Origin of the sequence: Methylobacterium sp. BTF04 (assembly GCF_010692745.1) — a bacterium.
GTDB lineage: Bacteria > Pseudomonadota > Alphaproteobacteria > Rhizobiales > Beijerinckiaceae > Methylobacterium.
Genome location: NZ_JAAHTB010000022.1, coordinates 51,611 through 68,524, shown reverse-complemented (window position 1 = coordinate 68,524; position 16,914 = coordinate 51,611). Strand labels below are relative to the sequence as shown.

Genomic DNA, 16,914 nt, shown 5'->3' with positions numbered 1-16,914 from the left:
AAGCCTCCGCGTGAACCCCGAACGCGCGACTCAGCACAGACCGAAAACGCTCTAGAGGCAGGCGTTGCGGAGGAATGGGCTTCGGGGGAGATCAGTCTTGGGGCGGGGCTTTCAAGCGCTGTCGGGCTGCGCGGATCGCGCGCGTGGTCGCGGCGCAGCCGTGAACACCCTGTCGCCTATCGCCTTCCGATGAGCAGCAGCGTCAGCCGATCTGATTCCACCAACCGCGAGGCTGAAATCTTGGAGGTGTGGCAGCTTATGTCCAGCTGCGTGCAAGAATAGAATTTGCAACTTATGTTGGCATTTCTTGTCGGGACGCCAATACGTGTTGAGGTGGGCGTACCGTTTGCTGCTAGGACTGCGACCGAAGACACAAAAGCGGTCGGACAATCTGTTTTTCGACGGGATCATCACCCGCTGCGCGATCCCGGAACTGTGTCCCGGCTGCCTTGAACATCTTATAAGCGATTGATCGGAAAGAAAGAAATTTGAGGTAAGGGGGGTCGTCATAAAGTTTGCCACCACGAAGGTGTGTTCGTGGTGGACGGATCGTGGGCCTTGAAGCGACAGGCCACCGAATGGTACGTAGCGGCCTATGTAGAGCCAGCACCGTCATGTCGATCATTATAGATGTTGTAAGACGCTCCTGATCGAATAAAACTAGGTATTATTTTCCATGATGGGCTACTTGAATTTTGGAAAAAAACGAAGGCGGCTTGCTCAACATAGAGACCTGATCCTCAAGAGCCGGTTGTTTGATAAAGAATATTACACCAACAAATACGGCCTGAAAAATAGCACTAATGCCGCCATGCATTATTGTACTGTCGGATGGGTGAGCGGATTCAATCCGTCAATCTTTTTCGATACGAAGTTTTATTTGGCAACATATACTGACGTCCGGGATGCGAATGTAAACCCGCTCGTGCATTACCTGACGGGGGGAGCGCAGGAACGGCGATTGCCGACGCCGGGATTCAATGTGAATGCTTTTTGCCTTGAGCATCCCGAATTCGATTTTCAAACGGACAACGTGGCTGAGCTCTGTATCAGCCGCTATGGCACGTATCATTGGAATGGGGAGCAGCGTCGGGTCGACGTGTTGCCCAGCGACGTGGTCGAGGAGTTCAAATCCTACTTCGACAAAGATTTTTATCGATCGTTCTATGCCGATGCGACTCCGGGTGACGTCGATCCATACGAACATTTCATTGAGTACGGACAATACGAAGACAGGGACCCGTCCGCTACGTTCGATGCCTGCCTCTATCGCAATAAAATCAAAAAACGCGATGGTCTCGAATCAAATTATATCTACCACTTTATTCGCTACGGGCGGAAGGCCGGTCTCGAAACCCACCTTCCTCACGAGATATGTATCGATACATCGAGTTCTGATCGGGTTTTCAGCAACGCGTCACTCAAAACCTGTGTCCATGCGCATTGCTATTATCCTGAACTCCTCGCAGAGCTTATTCCCGGCTTTTCGAATTTTCCCAGCGCCGCGAAAATCATTGTCACGGTGGTGTCCGAAGCGGACCGGTGCTTCGCCGAAAACCTGTTGCAGCGCGCCGTGCTGCAACAGGAGTGGGAAGTCCGTCTCGTGCCGAACCGAGGGCGAGATCTGGGTCCGTTCATCGTCGCCTGCCGAGACATCTGGTATGACTTCGACATCGTCCTTCACGTCCATACCAAGGCGAGCCCCCATCTGGGATGGGGCGACTCGTGGCGCCACTACCTCTTCGACCAAACGATGGGATCGAAGGCGCTCATTTCAAAAATCATAGAGCGCTTTGCCTCGGAACCGGAGCTCGGCTGCCTCTATCCTCGGAATTACTTTCAGATCAGGCGTTTTACCATTCGTGATGCCAATTTGGCAGTCGTCGAGGCCGTCATGAAGAGCCTCAACTACTCCATGGCTGGGACGCACATCTCGAATTATCCAGCCGGTTCCATGGCGTGGTATCGGACCAGCACGATGAGAGACCTCATCGAGAAATTCGGCGTGCTCGACCGCTTCGAAGAGGAAGAGGGACAGTTCGATCTGACCTTTGCCCATGCCCTCGAGCGGGTGATGCCGTTGGTCGTGCAGGCTCAGGGATTTCTGGTTCGCAGCTACATGACGCCGCGGCGGCATCCCTTGAAGCCGATCGCGGGGATGCCCGGACGCGAGAGCAGTGTCGCGGCGGTTGCCGAGCGGTGGCCGCGCGATACGCCGAAGGTCGCGCGTCACCCCCCGTTGCCGGTGAGGCCTTTGAGCGGCACCTACAATGCGGCGTGCCTCCACATCCACTGGATCGTCCCGTCGTTCATCCCAGGCGCCGGCGGCCATATGACGATCTTCCGGATGGTCGAGTTCCTGGAACGCTTCGGTCATTTTCAGACGATCTGGCTGCAGAATGCCGTCGAGTTCGCCGATCAAGCGGAAGCCAAGAAGCGCATTCAGCAATGGTACCGTCCCATCGGCAATCGGGTTCACCTGCGCTATCTGCCGGATGATGTCCGACAGATTTCCGGCGACGTGCTGATTGCGTCTGATTGCTGGACGGCATTTCCTGCTGCAGCGACTCAGAACTTCAAGGAGCGATTTTACTTCATCCAGGATTTTGAGCCGAGCTTTCATCCGGTGGGTGAGATGCAGTTGACGGCCAATGTCACCTACGATTTCGGATTCGCTGCCCTCTGTGCGGGCCCGTGGCTCGATGGAATCATGCGCGAGCGGGGCGCATGGACGCGCTCCTGGAATCTCTGTGCGGATCACAACGTCTATTATCCCGCCAGCGAGACGCGCCCGCGTAAACAGCCGGTCCGCATTGCCTATTATGCGCGTCCCTATACGCCGCGGCGCGCCGTTGGACTCGGCTTTGCGGCGTTCGAACTGCTCCGCGAAAGAGGCGTCGATTTTCATGTTGAGCTGTTCGGCGAAGCGGAACTGAAGCTCGACTTCCAATTCCCCTACACTCAGCACGGTGTTCTCTCACCAGAAGAACTCGCGGATCTCTACCGAAGCTGTGATCTCGGCGTGGTCTTCTCGACGACCAACTATTCCCTCATTCCGCTCGAGATGATCGCCTGCGATCTTCCCGTCGTCGAAATCGATGCGCCGAGCACGCGCGCCGTCTTCACGAATGACGAGGTGACTTTCGCGTATCCGACCCCGTACGGCATCGCCGATGCCATCGAGGGATTGATGACTGATCCCGAGCGGCAGGCGAGGCAGAAGGCCGCCGGTCGCGCCCTCGTCGAGGCGACCTCCTGGGAGGGCAGCGCGCGCTCCCTGGAAGCCGCTATCCTGGAACGTCTCGATCAGCGCGGATACACCGCACGCCAGAGTGCCGATCTGCCGGCACCCGCGATAGGATCGAAGGTCAAGGCGAGTATCGTCATCCCGACCTTCAATGCGGGAGGCGATTTCAAGGACGTTCTCGATATCATTACGCAGCAAGCCTGCGATTTTTCCTATGACGTTCTGGTAATCGACAGCAGCTCGACCGATGGGACCCCTGATCTCGTGAAGAGATACGCCGATCGGCGCGTGCGCTGCGAGCAGATCTCGCAGGCGGACTTTCAGCATGGGCGGACGCGGAACCTCGGCATCGCGCAGTCCGACGGCGATTTTGTCGCGCTGTTGACCCAGGATGCCCGCCCGGTCGACACGCGGTGGCTCAGCGCCTTGATCGGCGGTTTCGCGATGGGCCCGCGCGTTGCTGGGGTGATCGGCCGGCACGAGGCTTACCCGATGCATGATCCGTTCACGCATCGCGACATGTCGCAGATGTTCGACAGCCTCGCCCTGCTGCCCAACGTGATCGACTACGAGACCGGGCTCCCGAGCTATCTCTACCCAGGCGGTCAGGCGTGGACAATGCTGATGCATTTCTACTCGGACAACAACTCGGCGATGTCGCGAGAGGCGTGGAAGATCTTGCCCTACCCGGAAATCGACTGGGGCGAAGATCAGGTCTGGGCGGACGAGATGCTGAGGCTCGGCTTTCAAAAGGCCTACGTCAACGATGCCGCCGTGTTTCATTCCCATAGTTTCGATGTCAAAGCCCAAACCAAAGTCTCGCGAACCGAAGGTGCGTTCTGGGCGACGCAGTTCGGCATCGATCTCCATCCCGACCCCAAGGGGGCGCTCGCCGCACTGAATGCGCGCGACATGGCTTACGCCATCGAAAAGGGCGTCCCTGCCAAAGTGCTCAAGCAGCGTTATGCGATCAATCGCGCAACCGTCGAAGGGCGGGTGGCAGGCTGGCAAGCCAGCAAGTCCTGACAGCACGCGCGTTCCTCCGCATGGCAACGCCTAACACACCGATGTTCCCCGCGCCGGCGCCATCTCGGCGTCGAGGAGTAGGCCCCCGTCGAGCCGCCCTTTTAGATTTTGGACGAACTCGAAGGCTTCATCCCTGTGCGACCGCATTCGCTCGCGCACGACCTCGACGTCGCCGGCTCGCGCGGCCTCCAGGATGCTCGTGTGACACCGAACGTTCGCGCACCATCGCCGCCGCGAAGGCCGAACTCGGATGCCTCATGGCCGGTGGCTGACCTGGTCGATCGTCGCGCCTGTCGCATGGCCGAAAGGACGATGGCCTCTCCGCCGGATACGTCGCGATGGCGTTCGCTGCCGCCAACGGGCTGGCCGCCACCGCTCGGACCGCACCGCCGCCGGCACGTGACGGAGCCCAGAAGTTCTTAATCTGCCGCCGCCAGAAAAAATCTCGTTCCTGGAAGTAACGCTTTTCGCGCCTTATCCGACAAACGGATCAGAACCGACAGCAAACACCACGAGACAGGTCGAGACGCGATGCATCTGGCGATGCCCCCCCAGTCAGGCTTTCGCAATCCCGCAGACCGGACGCGTCGTGCGGGGGGCTGTCCTTGCCGGAGTACTCGGAGAGTTTCCTGCGCTTGCACACCACACGGCGCCGCTGACTGTCACGGCCGCCGCGCAGCCGGTCGAAAGCGTCGTGCCGCCCCGCCACCCCGGCTGAGGATTAGACCCGGAAGCGAGTTCGATTACTGAGGAATACCAGAGGCAAAACAAGACCCTAGACCATCGCCCTGGATGCTGCCGCCAGGACGGTCCCCTCGCCGGTCTCGCATGATCGAACCCGGCTTCGTCGATCGATCGACCACGACGCGGCGCATCCGCCGACGTCACCCCACACGAGGACAAGACTATGCCGCCGATGCGCATCGACATCCTGGAAGGCCACACGGTTTCCGAGCTCGAGAGCCTGCGCGACGCCGCCCACGACGCGATGCTCACAGCGTTCGGTGGTCGTGCGGGTCACCGCACCCTGAGCACCATCGACCACATGCCGTAGCCGGACGGCACGGCGACGGGGTCTCATCCAGAGCGATGAGACCCATTCTTCCAGCTGGTCCAATGCGGGGGAGCCTCCCTCACGGGAAGACCGATTGTCCACGCGAACACGCATCAGATCATCATGTCACCCACCGACAATCAGATTCTGCGAGCGCGCATGCTTCTGGGCTTGACCATTGATCGGTTGAGCACGGTGGCGGGGGTGAACGCGAGCACTGTACGGCGCGCAGAGAAAGGCGGTCATGTTCAGAAATTGACCGTGATCGTGTTGCGACAGGCGCTCGAAGAGTTGGGCGCAGAGTTCGGCACCGACGGCAGCGTAACGGCCGGATCTGACCGTTCGGACGGAGAGAGGCCCCCGGCTGGTTCGAAACCGGCGAGCGGTTCGCAGCCTGCCGGCGGAATCCACTCCGAGCGCGCGAGCGAACCGATGCCGGCACCCGACGCGCCGGGGTGCGAGACCGTCTCGGCTCTTGCGACCATGCGACGGATGCGCCGGTCGCCGCCGAGTTCGGGGGGATTGTCGCCGGGTTCGGAGAGGGAAGGGTCGGCGTCGACCCGCTGGCGCAGGACCGTCTCGGGCGAGCAATCCTTCAGCACGGGCTGGCGCTGGCCGTTATAGGCCGCGCAGCATGCCCCGATGCGCGGCCTGACGCATCCGGAGATCCCCATCGGCCGAGCCGCGGAACTGTCGGAATTCCGGCGACCCAACTCACGCGTTTCCCACCGCGCCATCGTAGACCCGGGATTCCGACCGTCGGATCGGGTGGTTATCGACCCGTCGAGACCCTGACGCCCTGATCACGATCTTGGCCCGCCTGCGTCCCGTCCGATCAAGCCCGCCTGTGCCGGAACTGCCACGATAGCGCTGGCGGCGGCTGTATCCGGTGGCCGCGACGAGGAGAGGGACGACCATGGTCCGCGGTCCTGCTGGGGTGTGTGGCCTATTTCTGGTCGTCGGGCTCGGCCTCTCCGCTCAGGCCCAGCCGGCCGCGCCCGCGGCGGTCCCGGTGGGGACGGTCAACGCCCAGCGCAAAGCCATCGACCAGACGCTCGATTTCGTCGGCCGCATCGAAGCGGTCGGTCGCGTCGAAGTCCGCGCGCGCATCACCGGCTTCCTCGATGCCGTCCTGTTCAAGGAGGGCGCGACGATCAAGGAGGGGGCACCGCTCTACCGGATCGAGCGCGACCTGTTCGAAGCGGCGGTGAAGCAGGCCGAGGGCGCCCTCGAGCGCACCAAGGCCGCCTACACCCTGGCCGTCATCCAATTGCAGCGGGCGCAGGAGCTGGTCGACCGCAATTCCGGAACGCTCGTGGCTCGCGACCAGGCGCGCGCCGGCCTGGACCAGGCGAAGGGCGCCGTCACGGGCGACGAGGCAAGCCTCCAGACCGCGCGGATCAATCTCGGCTACACCCAGATCTTCGCACCGATCGCCGGCCGGATCGGCCGCACCAGCGTGACGAAGGGTAACGTGGTCGGGCCCGATAGCGGCGTCCTGACGTCCATCGTCAGCCAGGATCCGATGTATCTCACCTTCCCGGTGAGCCAACGCGAGTTCCTGCGCTACGAGCAGACCGGAGAACGCCCCGACCGCAGCAAGATCGCGGTGCGGATCCGCTTCTCGGATGGCTCCACCTACGGAGAGCTCGGGCAGATCGACTTCGTCAATGTCAGCGTCGACCGCGCCACCGATACGGTGGTGGTGCGGGCGACGATGCCGAACCCGACGGGCGCGCTGCGCGACGGGCAGCTCGTGCGGGTCGACCTCCAGACCGGGCAGCCGGAGCAGAAGGTCGTCGTGCCGCAATCGGCCCTCATCGCCGACCAGGGCGGCGTCTACGTTTTCGTCGTGGAGGACGGGCGTGCGGTGACGCGGCGGGTCAAGCCGGGACCCGGCGGTGGCGGCACGGATGCGGTCATCACGGAGGGGCTCTCGGGCGGCGAACTCGTCATCGTCGACGGATTGCAGCGGGTTCGGCCCGGAATCCTGGTTCAAGCCACGCCGGTCAGCCCGTCGGCGAGCAGGATCTAGGCCGATGTTCTCCGCCATCTTCGTCGACCGACCTCGGCTCGCAGTGGTCATCGCCATCGTCATCTCGATCGCGGGCGCGCTGGCGCTGTTCACAATCCCGGTGGCGCAGTACCCCGATATCGTGCCGCCCCAGGTCTCGGTGACCACCACCTATCCCGGAGCCGCCGCCGACGTGGTGGAATCCACCGTCGCCCAGCCCATCGAGTCGCAGGTCGTGGGCGTCGACAAGATGATCTACATGAAGAGCGTCAGCGGCAACGACGGCAGCTACACGCTCACCGGCTCGTTCGAGCTCGGGACCGATCCCGACATCAACGCGGTCAACGTCAACAACCGCGTCCAGATCGCCCTCGCCAAGCTGCCCGAGGATGTCCGCAAGCAGGGCGTCACCGTCAAGAAGAAGTCCTCCGCGCTTCTCGGCGTGCTGGCGATCTATTCGCCCAAGGCGACGCAGGACCCGCTGTTCATCTCGAACTACGTGACAATCAATCTGCTCGACCGGATCAAGAGTACCCCCGGCGTCGGCGACGCGACCCTGTGGGGACCGCAGGACTACGCGATGCGGGCCTGGGTGCGCACCGACCAGCTGACCGGCCTCAACCTGACCACGGGCGACGTCATCGCGGCGATCCAGGCCCAGAACGTCCAGGCACCCGTGGGCCGGATCGGCGCCCGTCCGATCTCGGACGACCAGCAGCTCCAGCTCAGCATCCAAACCCAGGGGCGCCTCACCTCCGCCGAGCAGTTCCGCAACATCGTCCTGCGCACCAACCCCGACGGGTCGGTGCTGCGCCTCGGCGAGGTCGCCCGGATCGATCTCGGCGCGGCCAATCTCGACCGCGAGACCCGGCTCAATGGCAGCCCGGCCACCGTCATCGCGATCTACCAGTCGCCCGGCGCCAACGCGCTCTCGACCCTCAAGGCGGTGGAGAAACAGGTCGGCGAGCTGGCCAAGACCTTTCCCGAGGGCCTTGCCTGGAAGGTGACCTACGATCCCACCGCCTTCATCACCGAGACCGTCCACGAGGTCCAGAAGACCCTGGTCGAGGCCTTTGTGCTCGTGGTCATCGTCGTGTTCCTGTTCCTCGGCAGCCTGCGCGCCACGTTGATCCCGACGCTCGCCGTACCGGTGAGCCTGATCGGCACCTTCATCGCCCTCAAGGCCGTCGGCTACTCGGCGAATTCGGTCTCGCTGCTCGCCCTGGTGCTCGCCATCGGGATCGTGGTCGACGACGCTATCGTGGTGGTCGAGAACGTCGAGCGCGTGATGGAGGAGCACCCGGAACTAACGCCCCAGGAGGCCACCAAGCGGGCGATGGCCGAAATCACGGCGCCGATCATCGCCATCACCCTGGTGCTGCTCTCGGTCTTCGTGCCGGTGGCCTTCGTCCCCGGCATCTCGGGCGAGCTCTTCCGCCAGTTCGCCGTCACCGTGGCGGTCTCGATGTTCATCTCGGCGATCAACGCGCTGACCCTGTCGCCGGCTTTGTGCGGGGTGCTGCTGCGCCCCCATCATGGTCCGCGCCGGGGCATCATGGGCTTCGTGATGCGCTCCATCGATCGGGTCCGCGACGGCTACGGTGCCGCTGTCGCCCGCATCGTGCGCCTCTCGCTAGTCGGCCTCGTCCTCGCGGGCGCTGCGGCCTACGGCACGATCGAACTCGCGAAGATCACGCCCACCGGCTTCCTGCCGGAGGACGACCAGGGCGCGTTCTTCGTCGTCGTGCAATTGCCCGAAGGCGCCTCGGTCGGACGCACCTCCGAGGTCGTGGCCCGCGCCGAGGCCATCCTGCGCGAGGAGCATGCGGTCGCCGACACCACCGCGGTGATCGGTCTCAACTTCATCGACAACTACTCCCAGGGCAATGCGGCCTTCCTGGTGGTGACCCTGAAGCCGTTCGAAGAGCGCAAGGCCGCCGCGGATGGGGCCGGCGCCCTCATCGCGCGCCTCGGCCAGCGGTTCCGCGAGGTGCCCGGCGGGACCGTGGTCCCGCTCGCGCCCCCGCCGATCATCGGCCTCGGTACCGGCGGCGGCTTCAGCTACGTGCTGCAGGATCTGCGCGGCGGCGATCCGAAGGAACTCGCCCAGGTCCTGCGCGGCCTGGTGGTGTCGGCCAACGAGGACCCGCGGCTCAACCGGGTGTTCAGCACCTTCTCGGCGACGAACCCGTCGGTCTACCTCGATATCGACCGCGACAAGGTGCAGGTCCTCGGCGTGTCCCTGAGCGCCCTGTTCCAGGCGCTCCAGACCTCGCTCGGCGGTTTCTACGTCAACGACATCAACCTGTTCGGCCGCACCTGGCAGGTGCAGGTCCAGGCCGAGGCGGCGGACCGGACCAACATCGAGGACATCTACCGGATCAACGTGCGCAACAAGGACGGCCAGATGGTGCCGTTGCGCTCGCTGGCGGAGGTCAAGATCATCGTCGGGCCGCCCTCGCTGATCCGCTACAACAACCTGCGCGCCGTCACGATCCAGGGGTCGCCCGCCGCCGGAATCTCGTCGGGCCAGGCGCTCGCCGCCATGGAGGCCGTCGCCGCCCGCACCCTGCCGCCGGGCTTTGGCGGCGAATGGACCGATACGGCGTTCCAGGAGAAACGGGCGGAGGGCAAGACGGCCATCATCCTGGGTTTCGCGGTCCTGTTCGCGTTCCTGTTCCTGGTCGGGCTCTACGAGAGCTGGACCATCCCGGTTCCGGTGCTGCTGTCGGTCACGGTGGGAATCGTCGGGGCCTATGCCGCCATGGCGTACGCCAATCTCACCCTCGATCTCTACGCGCAGATCGGCATGATCGTGCTCATCGGCCTGGCCGCCAAGAACGGCATCCTCATCGTCGAGTTCGCCAAGGAGCAGCGGGACAAGGGCGTTCCTCTGCAGGAGGCGGCCACCGAGGGCGCCCGCCTGCGCTTCCGGCCGGTGATGATGACGTCGTTCGCGTTCATCCTCGGACTTCTGCCCCTCGTGGTCGCCACCGGCGCCTCGCAACTGGCCCGGCGCAACGTCGGAACGCCGGTCTTCGGCGGCATGATCGCCGCATCGTTCCTCGGCATCTTCGTGATCCCGCCCCTCTACGTGCTGTTCCAGAGCCTGCGCGAGCGGGCCTGGAAGCTCATGGCGGGCAAGGGTGGGCGGCCAGCCCCGCAGCCGGCGGGACCCGCCGGAACGCCAGGGCACCTCCCGGCCGAGTGAGTGCTCATCGGAGCCAGAGGCGCACCGGGAGGACGGTCGATGATGGAGACCATCGCGGCGTAGACGCCGGAGCGCACCGGGCTCGACGAGGCCTGCTTCGAACCGGGGCAGGGGGAACCCGGCACGGTCGGTTGGAAAGCGGCAGGGAGCGGGCGATGCCGAGACATCTGCGCCACCGGGTCTGCATCAGCACCACCATCATGACTGCCCTGACGCTCGCCGGTCCGGCGGGCGCACAGGAACCCCGCTCCCACCTGTTGGACCGGGCGGATTCACGCATGCATGGCAACGCGGCCTCCCTCGTCCCGACGCTGCGCGGACGCTGGCTCTATGCCGATCATCGCCTGGTCGTGGGCCGCGTGCAGGACGTCCGGGTTTCACCGGACGGCAACACGCTGATCGCGATCGTCGCCCGTCGACGCTGGCTCGGAGGCGGGGAGATCGGCGTCCCGGTTCCGCACCTGCGTCAGGTCGACAACGACCTGACCATCACCGGTACCCGCCAGATCATCCGGACGATTCCGGCCCTTTGAGACACGGAAAGCCGGGCGATGCTTCGAGCACGTCGCCTGGCCGGTGTTCCGACCCGCGTGCGTCGGGAGTGGTCGCCGGCCGGTGCGCAGGCGGCACTGGGGGCGGAGGGTGGCGATGTTGGTTCAATTGGCGGTCGGGGCGGGGGCCAGCGTCTGCTGCATCACGATCCACTCCTTCATGATGGCGATCGTCCTCAGGGTCGCCCGGTCCCATGCCGGCATCCGCCGGTACAGCAGCGTCCTGCTCGCCTGGATCATGTCCTCGGCCTTATGCGTCCTGATGGCGGCCCATACCCTGGAAGTCACGGTCTGGGCCTTGACCTACAAGGTATTGGCCGTCGCCCCGGTCGGATCCGATCTCCTGTACTTTGCCTTCGTGAACTACACGACGCTGGGCTACGGCGACATCATGCCGGTGGAGCGTTGGCGTCTCCTCGGACCGTTCGCCGCCATGAACGGTATCCTGCTGTTCGGCTGGTCGACGGCCGTCCTGTTCGAGATCCTGCGGCGTAGCCTGATCCGCATGGAGCCCTGACGAGAAATCGCCGCGCGTGCCCATGCCGCACGAGGTGGAGCGCACACGAAAGGCCTCGGAGCGACGACGCGAACCGCCCGGAGAGACACGCCGACCGGGCTGTCCGCTCTTCCACGCGCGAACCGCGATCGAGCGCTGCAAGGTGCTTCAGGTTTCGTCAGCGCCGGTCCCGGACACCGGACAAGTCATCCGGCCCTGCTCATGCGTGACCATGCCTGAGATTGGATTTCGCCGGTGCCTCGATCGCAGTCAGATCGGCAAGACGCTTCTCGATGGTCCCGCGCAATCCAGCGATCATCCGCTCGAAAAATTGGAAATGGTCGCGCTCGATCTCGCCGGCGGCAAGCCGCTCGAACAGCCATTCCAGCATGCCGTCGAGTTCCGCGTCGGCACTGACGAGTTCCGCCGCGGACCCCGCCTTGGCCACCCTGACGAGTTCGACCACGCGAAGCAGCTTTCGTCTGTCTTCGCGGCTGCGATGCAGGCGCCGTCTGGAGGCGATCCAACCGGCGAGGGGGGCCACCATCGCGAAGACCATGACGGCCAGCCAGTAATAATTGACCGTCTGGTCGAGCAGGCTCTCCTGCTCGCCATTGAGATAGGCGAGGGTTCCGGGATGCACCGGGAGCAGCGAGGAGCGCTCGGTCTCGGGCGCCTCCATGGCGCCCGCCGCCGGCAGCGTGGCGACGAGCTTCGCCTTCGTGGTCAACAGGAGGCGCGTGATCTCGCCGGCCACCCGGTCCGGCAGCGAGGCACGTGAGACGAGCAGGGTGCGGACGGCGAAGGTATGAATGCTCTCGTCGGGTTCGGTGGGCGTTCCTCCGAAGGTCCCCTGCTTGATCTCCACCGATCGGTAGGACGGCGAGCGGGCGACGATGGCATCCGCCTCCGCAATGTCGAGATAGGACGGTTTCGCCTTGAAGCTCTTGCGGATGCCCGCAAAGGCATCGGTGATCGGCCCAGGACCGAGCGGGCCGGACACGATGGCGGCGGCGACCCGCTTCGCCTTCAGCGCGGGGCCGAATTCCATCGCCGGCATCGCCACGAGATCGGCTTCGCGCAGGCCGTAGAAGGCCGTCAAGGTCTTGAGCAGACCCGGATCGGCCCCGTTCGCCACGGCGAGCGTCCGGCCTGTGAGCGCGCTCACGTTTTCGATCTTGGAGTCCGGGGGCAGGATGATCGCCACGGCCACTTGCCGAAGCACGAAGACCGTTCGCCCGCTGGCCGCCGCGGCGTCGTCGCTCCGCACCACGGCGAGATCGACCTTCCCGTCGACGAGCGCCTTTCCGCTCTCGGACAAGGTGTCGGTCGGGGCGGGGACCAGGCGGACAAGGGGATGCTCGGCGGAGAGATCGCGGATGAAGGCGGCGAGCACCTTCTGCCCGTCGCTTCCGATCGGGCCCGTCGCCAGGGTCAGCGTATATCGGGCCGAGATGAGCGAGGGGTAGCGCGCGAGGGTGTAGGCGCCGGCGACCGCCCCCGCGACGACGACTCCCACCACCGCCGCAAGCTTGAGGAGGGGCGTCACGGCGCGCTGATCCCGAGTGCCGCGGCACCACCGGAACGGGCAGCGTCCATCGGGACCTCCTCCGCCAATCCTAGGCGGGTGGTTGCATCGTCCGGGTTGTGTCGGGATCGTCGGCTTGCTGCCGACCGCGCGTCTTCACCGTCTGGTTCATGCACCGCCACGCACTCGGCGTCATGCCGGACCAGCGCCGGAACGCGTGGCTGAAAGCGGCGGGCTCGGAGAATTCCAGGACCGCCGAAATTTGGGTCATGCTCATGCTGGTATCAGTGAGGAGCTGCTTGGCCACCTGGTACTGCGTCTCGTTGACGAGATGCTTGAAGGTCGTCCCCTCGGCTTTCAGGCGGCGGCTCAAGGTCCGGCGATTGAGCAGCCGCAGACGCGCGAACCGTTCCGCCTTGCAGCGTTGCCGCGTCACCTGGACCCGGAGGTACTGCCGCAGCGCATCGGTGAGGTTGGACGCGTGTCTGGCCTCGATCTGGCGGATCCGCCCCTCCGCCCGCAAGCGGACCGCCGGGTTCGCACCTGCGATGCGCTGTTCGAGGAATTTGGCCGGGAACACCAAGGCGGCCATTTCCTGGTCGAACCGGACCGGCGCCCGGAAGAAATCGCCGAACGGTGCCGTATTCTGTGGTGCCGAGCGCGGCAGCAGCACCTCGAGGAGAGCCCAGTTCGCGCCGCACAGGGTTCGCAGGACACTGGTCGTCGTGGCGAGCGCCCTGTCCGAATGGAGGGCCGCGCCCTCGGCTTCCGGCCCATACGGGCAATAGCTGAAGACGGCGACGTCGCGGTCGATGCCGAGCCCGACCACCGCGCCCCAATTCTGCACGCCGGAATGCGCCTCGAGCGCCCGCAGGGCATCGCCGATGGTCTCCGAGTGGCCCATCAGCAAGCCGAGCAGGCCGAGGGAGGCCAGGGTGGCGCGCTGCCCGACGAGAAGCCCGAGATGTGGGCAGCCGGTCCGGTCGGCCCCGAGCGCGATGAGGCGCCCGAGCGACGCGTAGGGCACGCCCGTTGCGCTGCCGTCGAAGAGCCGGGGATCGAGTCCGACCTCGGCAATGAGGTCGTCCGGATTGGCGCCGAGTTCGACGAGGGTGATGTAGACCGCCTGCGCGACGCCCGGACGGGTCAACCCGATGGGGGAGAGGATCTCAGGGCCGCTGAAGGGTTCGGCCGGATTCTGCCAGCTCGAGGGTATGCCCCTACGCGATACAGCAGAAGAGGACATGGAAACCCTTACCCCCCTTGTTGACTTGGAGCATACGCTCCATCACTCAAGCTGTGCAATCACGGCTATCAGATTTGAATAGAAATCGCGAGAGATTAATCCTGACCGTAGCGAAGAACGGTTATAAAATGTCAATAATCATTCGCAGTCGTATGCGAAATGCCAGCTTGACATCTTCGTCGTCGATTGAGAATCAGGCACGAAAAATAGCACTTCTGGTCGACGGCTGGAGGTTTATCGGTCGTTGACCATGGGTCGTGCGTCATGCCATCGGCACAACCTCTGAGGCGTTCTTCCACCATCAAGACAAGAGCGATGGGCTGAAGCGTCATCATCCGCCTCACCGAATGTCCCGTCCGATCAAGCGGCGCGCCTGGATTGTCTTAGCATCGGCAGCGCCAGCGTCTTCAATCGAAGCCAAGCGTCGGTGGGATCAACCCGTTTCCGTTTGATCGTTTCGGTCTCTCGCAAGCTCGGGTCCCCTCTCCTGGAAGGAGAGGGACAGGGTGAGGTGTGCGACCTGTCCGGATGGTCCACGCCCCTCACCCCAACCCTCTCCCAAACAGGAGAGGGAGCCTGTCGCGTCCGTGCCTGATCAGGTCATCAGCCGGAAACCGTATCAGGCGGCTATGACCGCTTATCGGGATGCCCTGTGCGGTCAGCGGGTTCATGCACCTGAGTCGGAGAGGGGTGCGTCCAGGCTCTCGGGAAGCGCCGCGGACACGCCGCGCGTCTGCTACGGGACTGATGCGATGCGCCTGTCGAGCATCGTCCAGACTCGTGAGCCGCGATCCGAAACGCGCTTTATCGTCCGGGCAAGAGGCAGGCGAGAACGCGGAGGCCGCCGTTCTCGCCTGCTCAACCGGGGACCTGGAGCGTCTGGTCGGCCTTCACTCGGCCGGCACGGTCTCAACGACCTTCGTGTCTTCCGCTGCCCGTTTCTGGGCCTCGTAGGCATCCCGGTAGCCGCGCGCGACGGCACGGACGCCCCGGCCGATATCGTCGTAGACGTCGTCGGGCAGGTTGGCGAGGGAGACCCGCAGCGACCAGTTCGGCGCTTCGAAGCCGCCGCCGTTGAGCAGCACGATCCCATGGACCTCGGCCAGCCGGAAGGCGAGGTCGAGGGGATGGACGTTCTGTTTCAGGTACTCGACCGCCTCGTCGCCGATGTTCTTTCGCGCCCAGAATTCGAAATCGATCAGGCCGTAATAGGCATCGAAATTGACGTTCGGGGTGAGGGTGAGACCCAGGCCCTCGATCATCGACCGGGCGCGCCGATGGACGATCTCCCGGCAGGCGGCCTGGTAGGTCTTCTTGTGATCCATCAACTCGGCCAGCGAGAACAGGCTCATCATCACCTGCTGCGGCAGCGAGAGGCCGGCGGTGTGGTTGAGCGCGACGTCGCGGCTGTCGGCCACGATCCGGTCGATGAACTTGAGCTGTCTCGGCTCGAGCGTGAGCGGACCGTAGCGCCGGTCGAGGGCCGCGATTTCGGCGGCCGGCAATTCGGCGATCTTCTTATCGAAGAGATTGTCCTCGTGAAGGGCGATGACGCCGAGGCGCCACCCCGTGCAGCCGAAGTATTTCGAGTAGGAATACACCCCGATCGTGTTCTGCGGCAGCTCGCCCATCAACGACTGGAAGTCGTCGACGAAGGTCCCGTATACGTCGTCGGTGAGGATCATCAAATCGGGGCGTTTGGTCTTCACGAGTTTGGTGATCTTGGCGGTGGTCTCCTTGCTCAGAGCCATGCCGGTGGGGTTTCCCGGATTGACCACGAAGAAGGCCTTGATCTTCGGGTCGAGCAGCTTGTCGATCTCGTCGTCGGTGAACTGAAACTTGTTCTCCTGCGGCGCCTTGATGTGGACGACCTTCAGGTCGTAATCCTCGAGATGCGTCATCTCCAGATAAGGCGTGAAGATCGGCGTACCGAGGGCGATCGTGTCGCCTGCGTGCAGCAGGCGATTGGCCTTGAGCGACTTGAACAGGTAGCACATCGCCGCGGTTCCGCCCTCCACCGCGTAGAGATCGAACTTGCCGGCGGGCTTCTTCTTCCCGCACATCGCCCACATCAGGTATTCGTGCACGATCTGCTCGTTATGGACCAGCATGCGGTCCGGGACCGGGTAATTGTCGCCGATGATCGAATCGACGAGTTCATGCACGAACGCGTCCGGCTCGAATGTGAAGGTCTTCACCGCGAACGGGACCATGGCGGACAGGAAGTCGGCGCCCGGCATCTCGGCGTGGTCCGCGAGCCAGGTGGTGAAGCGGTCGGCGATCCCGGCGGCCTGGGGCATTCCGCCGAGGCCGGCCGGGTGGCTCATCGTGCGCCGGCTCTCGCTGACACCGAATTGACCGAGCAGGAAGAAGCCCTCGCGGGCAGTCGTGGCGATCCAGTTGGGATTGCCGCGCCCGGCATTGAGGAATGCCGACTGGCCGCGCTTCGACGTCGATTTCGCAAGCTTGATGAGCTCGTCCTTGATCTCGAACGGGCTGAGCGATTCAAAGGTTTTGAGGTGGAGAAATTCGGTCATGACG

Annotated in this window: 10 protein-coding genes; 6 read left to right on the top strand and 4 right to left on the bottom strand. The window is 64.0% G+C overall.

What is annotated here, in order from left to right; genetic code table 11:
* Positions 1 to 676: 676 nt before the first annotated feature.
* Entirely contained in the window at positions 677 to 4,273 is a 3,597-nt protein-coding gene (locus tag G3T14_RS14570; RefSeq protein WP_163643258.1) for a rhamnan synthesis F family protein, read from the top strand.
* Between the two features lie 907 nt (positions 4,274 to 5,180).
* On the top strand, positions 5,181 to 5,327 hold the full coding sequence (locus tag G3T14_RS14565; RefSeq protein ID WP_163643257.1) for a hypothetical protein: 147 nt from the start codon (positions 5,181 to 5,183) through the stop codon (positions 5,325 to 5,327).
* A gap of 248 nt (positions 5,328 to 5,575) precedes the next feature.
* On the opposite strand, the gene G3T14_RS14560 is transcribed toward G3T14_RS14565, so the two are convergent.
* Entirely contained in the window at positions 5,576 to 6,001 is a 426-nt protein-coding gene (locus G3T14_RS14560) for a hypothetical protein (protein WP_163643256.1), read from the bottom strand.
* 242 nt (positions 6,002 to 6,243) lie between these two features.
* On the opposite strand from G3T14_RS14560, the gene G3T14_RS14555 reads away from it, so the two are divergent.
* The 4 genes from G3T14_RS14555 to G3T14_RS14540 all read left to right on the top strand — a co-directional run bounded on the left by G3T14_RS14555 (position 6,244) and on the right by G3T14_RS14540 (position 11,620).
* The gene (locus G3T14_RS14555; protein WP_163643255.1) at positions 6,244 to 7,362 is read left to right on the top strand and encodes an efflux RND transporter periplasmic adaptor subunit; all 1,119 of its coding nucleotides are present in this window, start codon (positions 6,244 to 6,246) and stop codon (positions 7,360 to 7,362) included.
* Between the two features lie 4 nt (positions 7,363 to 7,366).
* Positions 7,367 to 10,552, top strand: coding sequence for a multidrug efflux RND transporter permease subunit (locus G3T14_RS14550; protein ID WP_163643254.1), 3,186 nt, complete (start codon positions 7,367 to 7,369; stop codon positions 10,550 to 10,552).
* A gap of 155 nt (positions 10,553 to 10,707) precedes the next feature.
* Positions 10,708 to 11,085: a PRC-barrel domain containing protein gene (locus G3T14_RS14545; RefSeq protein ID WP_246733348.1), complete on the top strand. Its 378-nt coding sequence runs from the start codon at positions 10,708 to 10,710 to the stop codon at positions 11,083 to 11,085.
* Between the two features lie 115 nt (positions 11,086 to 11,200).
* Positions 11,201 to 11,620, top strand: coding sequence for a potassium channel family protein (locus G3T14_RS14540; RefSeq protein WP_163643253.1), 420 nt, complete (start codon positions 11,201 to 11,203; stop codon positions 11,618 to 11,620).
* A gap of 199 nt (positions 11,621 to 11,819) precedes the next feature.
* On the opposite strand, the gene G3T14_RS14535 is transcribed toward G3T14_RS14540, so the two are convergent.
* From G3T14_RS14535 to G3T14_RS14525, 3 genes are all read right to left on the bottom strand, one after another.
* Positions 11,820 to 13,148 carry a TAXI family TRAP transporter solute-binding subunit gene (locus G3T14_RS14535; RefSeq protein ID WP_163643252.1) on the bottom strand — a complete coding sequence of 443 codons (1,329 nt, stop codon included), beginning with the start codon at positions 13,146 to 13,148 and terminating at the stop codon, positions 11,820 to 11,822.
* 70 nt (positions 13,149 to 13,218) lie between these two features.
* Positions 13,219 to 14,373, bottom strand: a complete 1,155-nt coding sequence (locus G3T14_RS14530) for an AraC family transcriptional regulator (RefSeq protein ID WP_163643251.1) — start codon at positions 14,371 to 14,373, stop codon at positions 13,219 to 13,221.
* Between the two features lie 890 nt (positions 14,374 to 15,263).
* Positions 15,264 to 16,910, bottom strand: a complete 1,647-nt coding sequence (locus G3T14_RS14525; RefSeq protein WP_163643250.1) for a bifunctional aspartate transaminase/aspartate 4-decarboxylase — start codon at positions 16,908 to 16,910, stop codon at positions 15,264 to 15,266.
* Between the last annotated feature and the right edge of the window lie 4 nt (positions 16,911 to 16,914).

Excerpts from the sequence above, each read along its gene's own strand:
- G3T14_RS14560 (WP_163643256.1), bottom strand. The coding sequence starts at position 6,001 with ATGGGGATCTCCGGATGCGTCAGGCCGCGCATCGGGGCATGCTGCGCG.
- G3T14_RS14545 (WP_246733348.1), top strand. The coding sequence starts at position 10,708 with ATGCCGAGACATCTGCGCCACCGGGTCTGCATCAGCACCACCATCATG.
- G3T14_RS14550 (WP_163643254.1), top strand. The coding sequence starts at position 7,367 with ATGTTCTCCGCCATCTTCGTCGACCGACCTCGGCTCGCAGTGGTCATC.
- G3T14_RS14540 (WP_163643253.1), top strand. The coding sequence starts at position 11,201 with ATGTTGGTTCAATTGGCGGTCGGGGCGGGGGCCAGCGTCTGCTGCATC.
- G3T14_RS14565 (WP_163643257.1), top strand. The coding sequence starts at position 5,181 with ATGCCGCCGATGCGCATCGACATCCTGGAAGGCCACACGGTTTCCGAG.
- G3T14_RS14525 (WP_163643250.1), bottom strand. The coding sequence starts at position 16,910 with ATGACCGAATTTCTCCACCTCAAAACCTTTGAATCGCTCAGCCCGTTC.
- G3T14_RS14530 (WP_163643251.1), bottom strand. The coding sequence starts at position 14,373 with ATGTCCTCTTCTGCTGTATCGCGTAGGGGCATACCCTCGAGCTGGCAG.
- G3T14_RS14570 (WP_163643258.1), top strand. The coding sequence starts at position 677 with ATGATGGGCTACTTGAATTTTGGAAAAAAACGAAGGCGGCTTGCTCAA.
- G3T14_RS14555 (WP_163643255.1), top strand. The coding sequence starts at position 6,244 with ATGGTCCGCGGTCCTGCTGGGGTGTGTGGCCTATTTCTGGTCGTCGGG.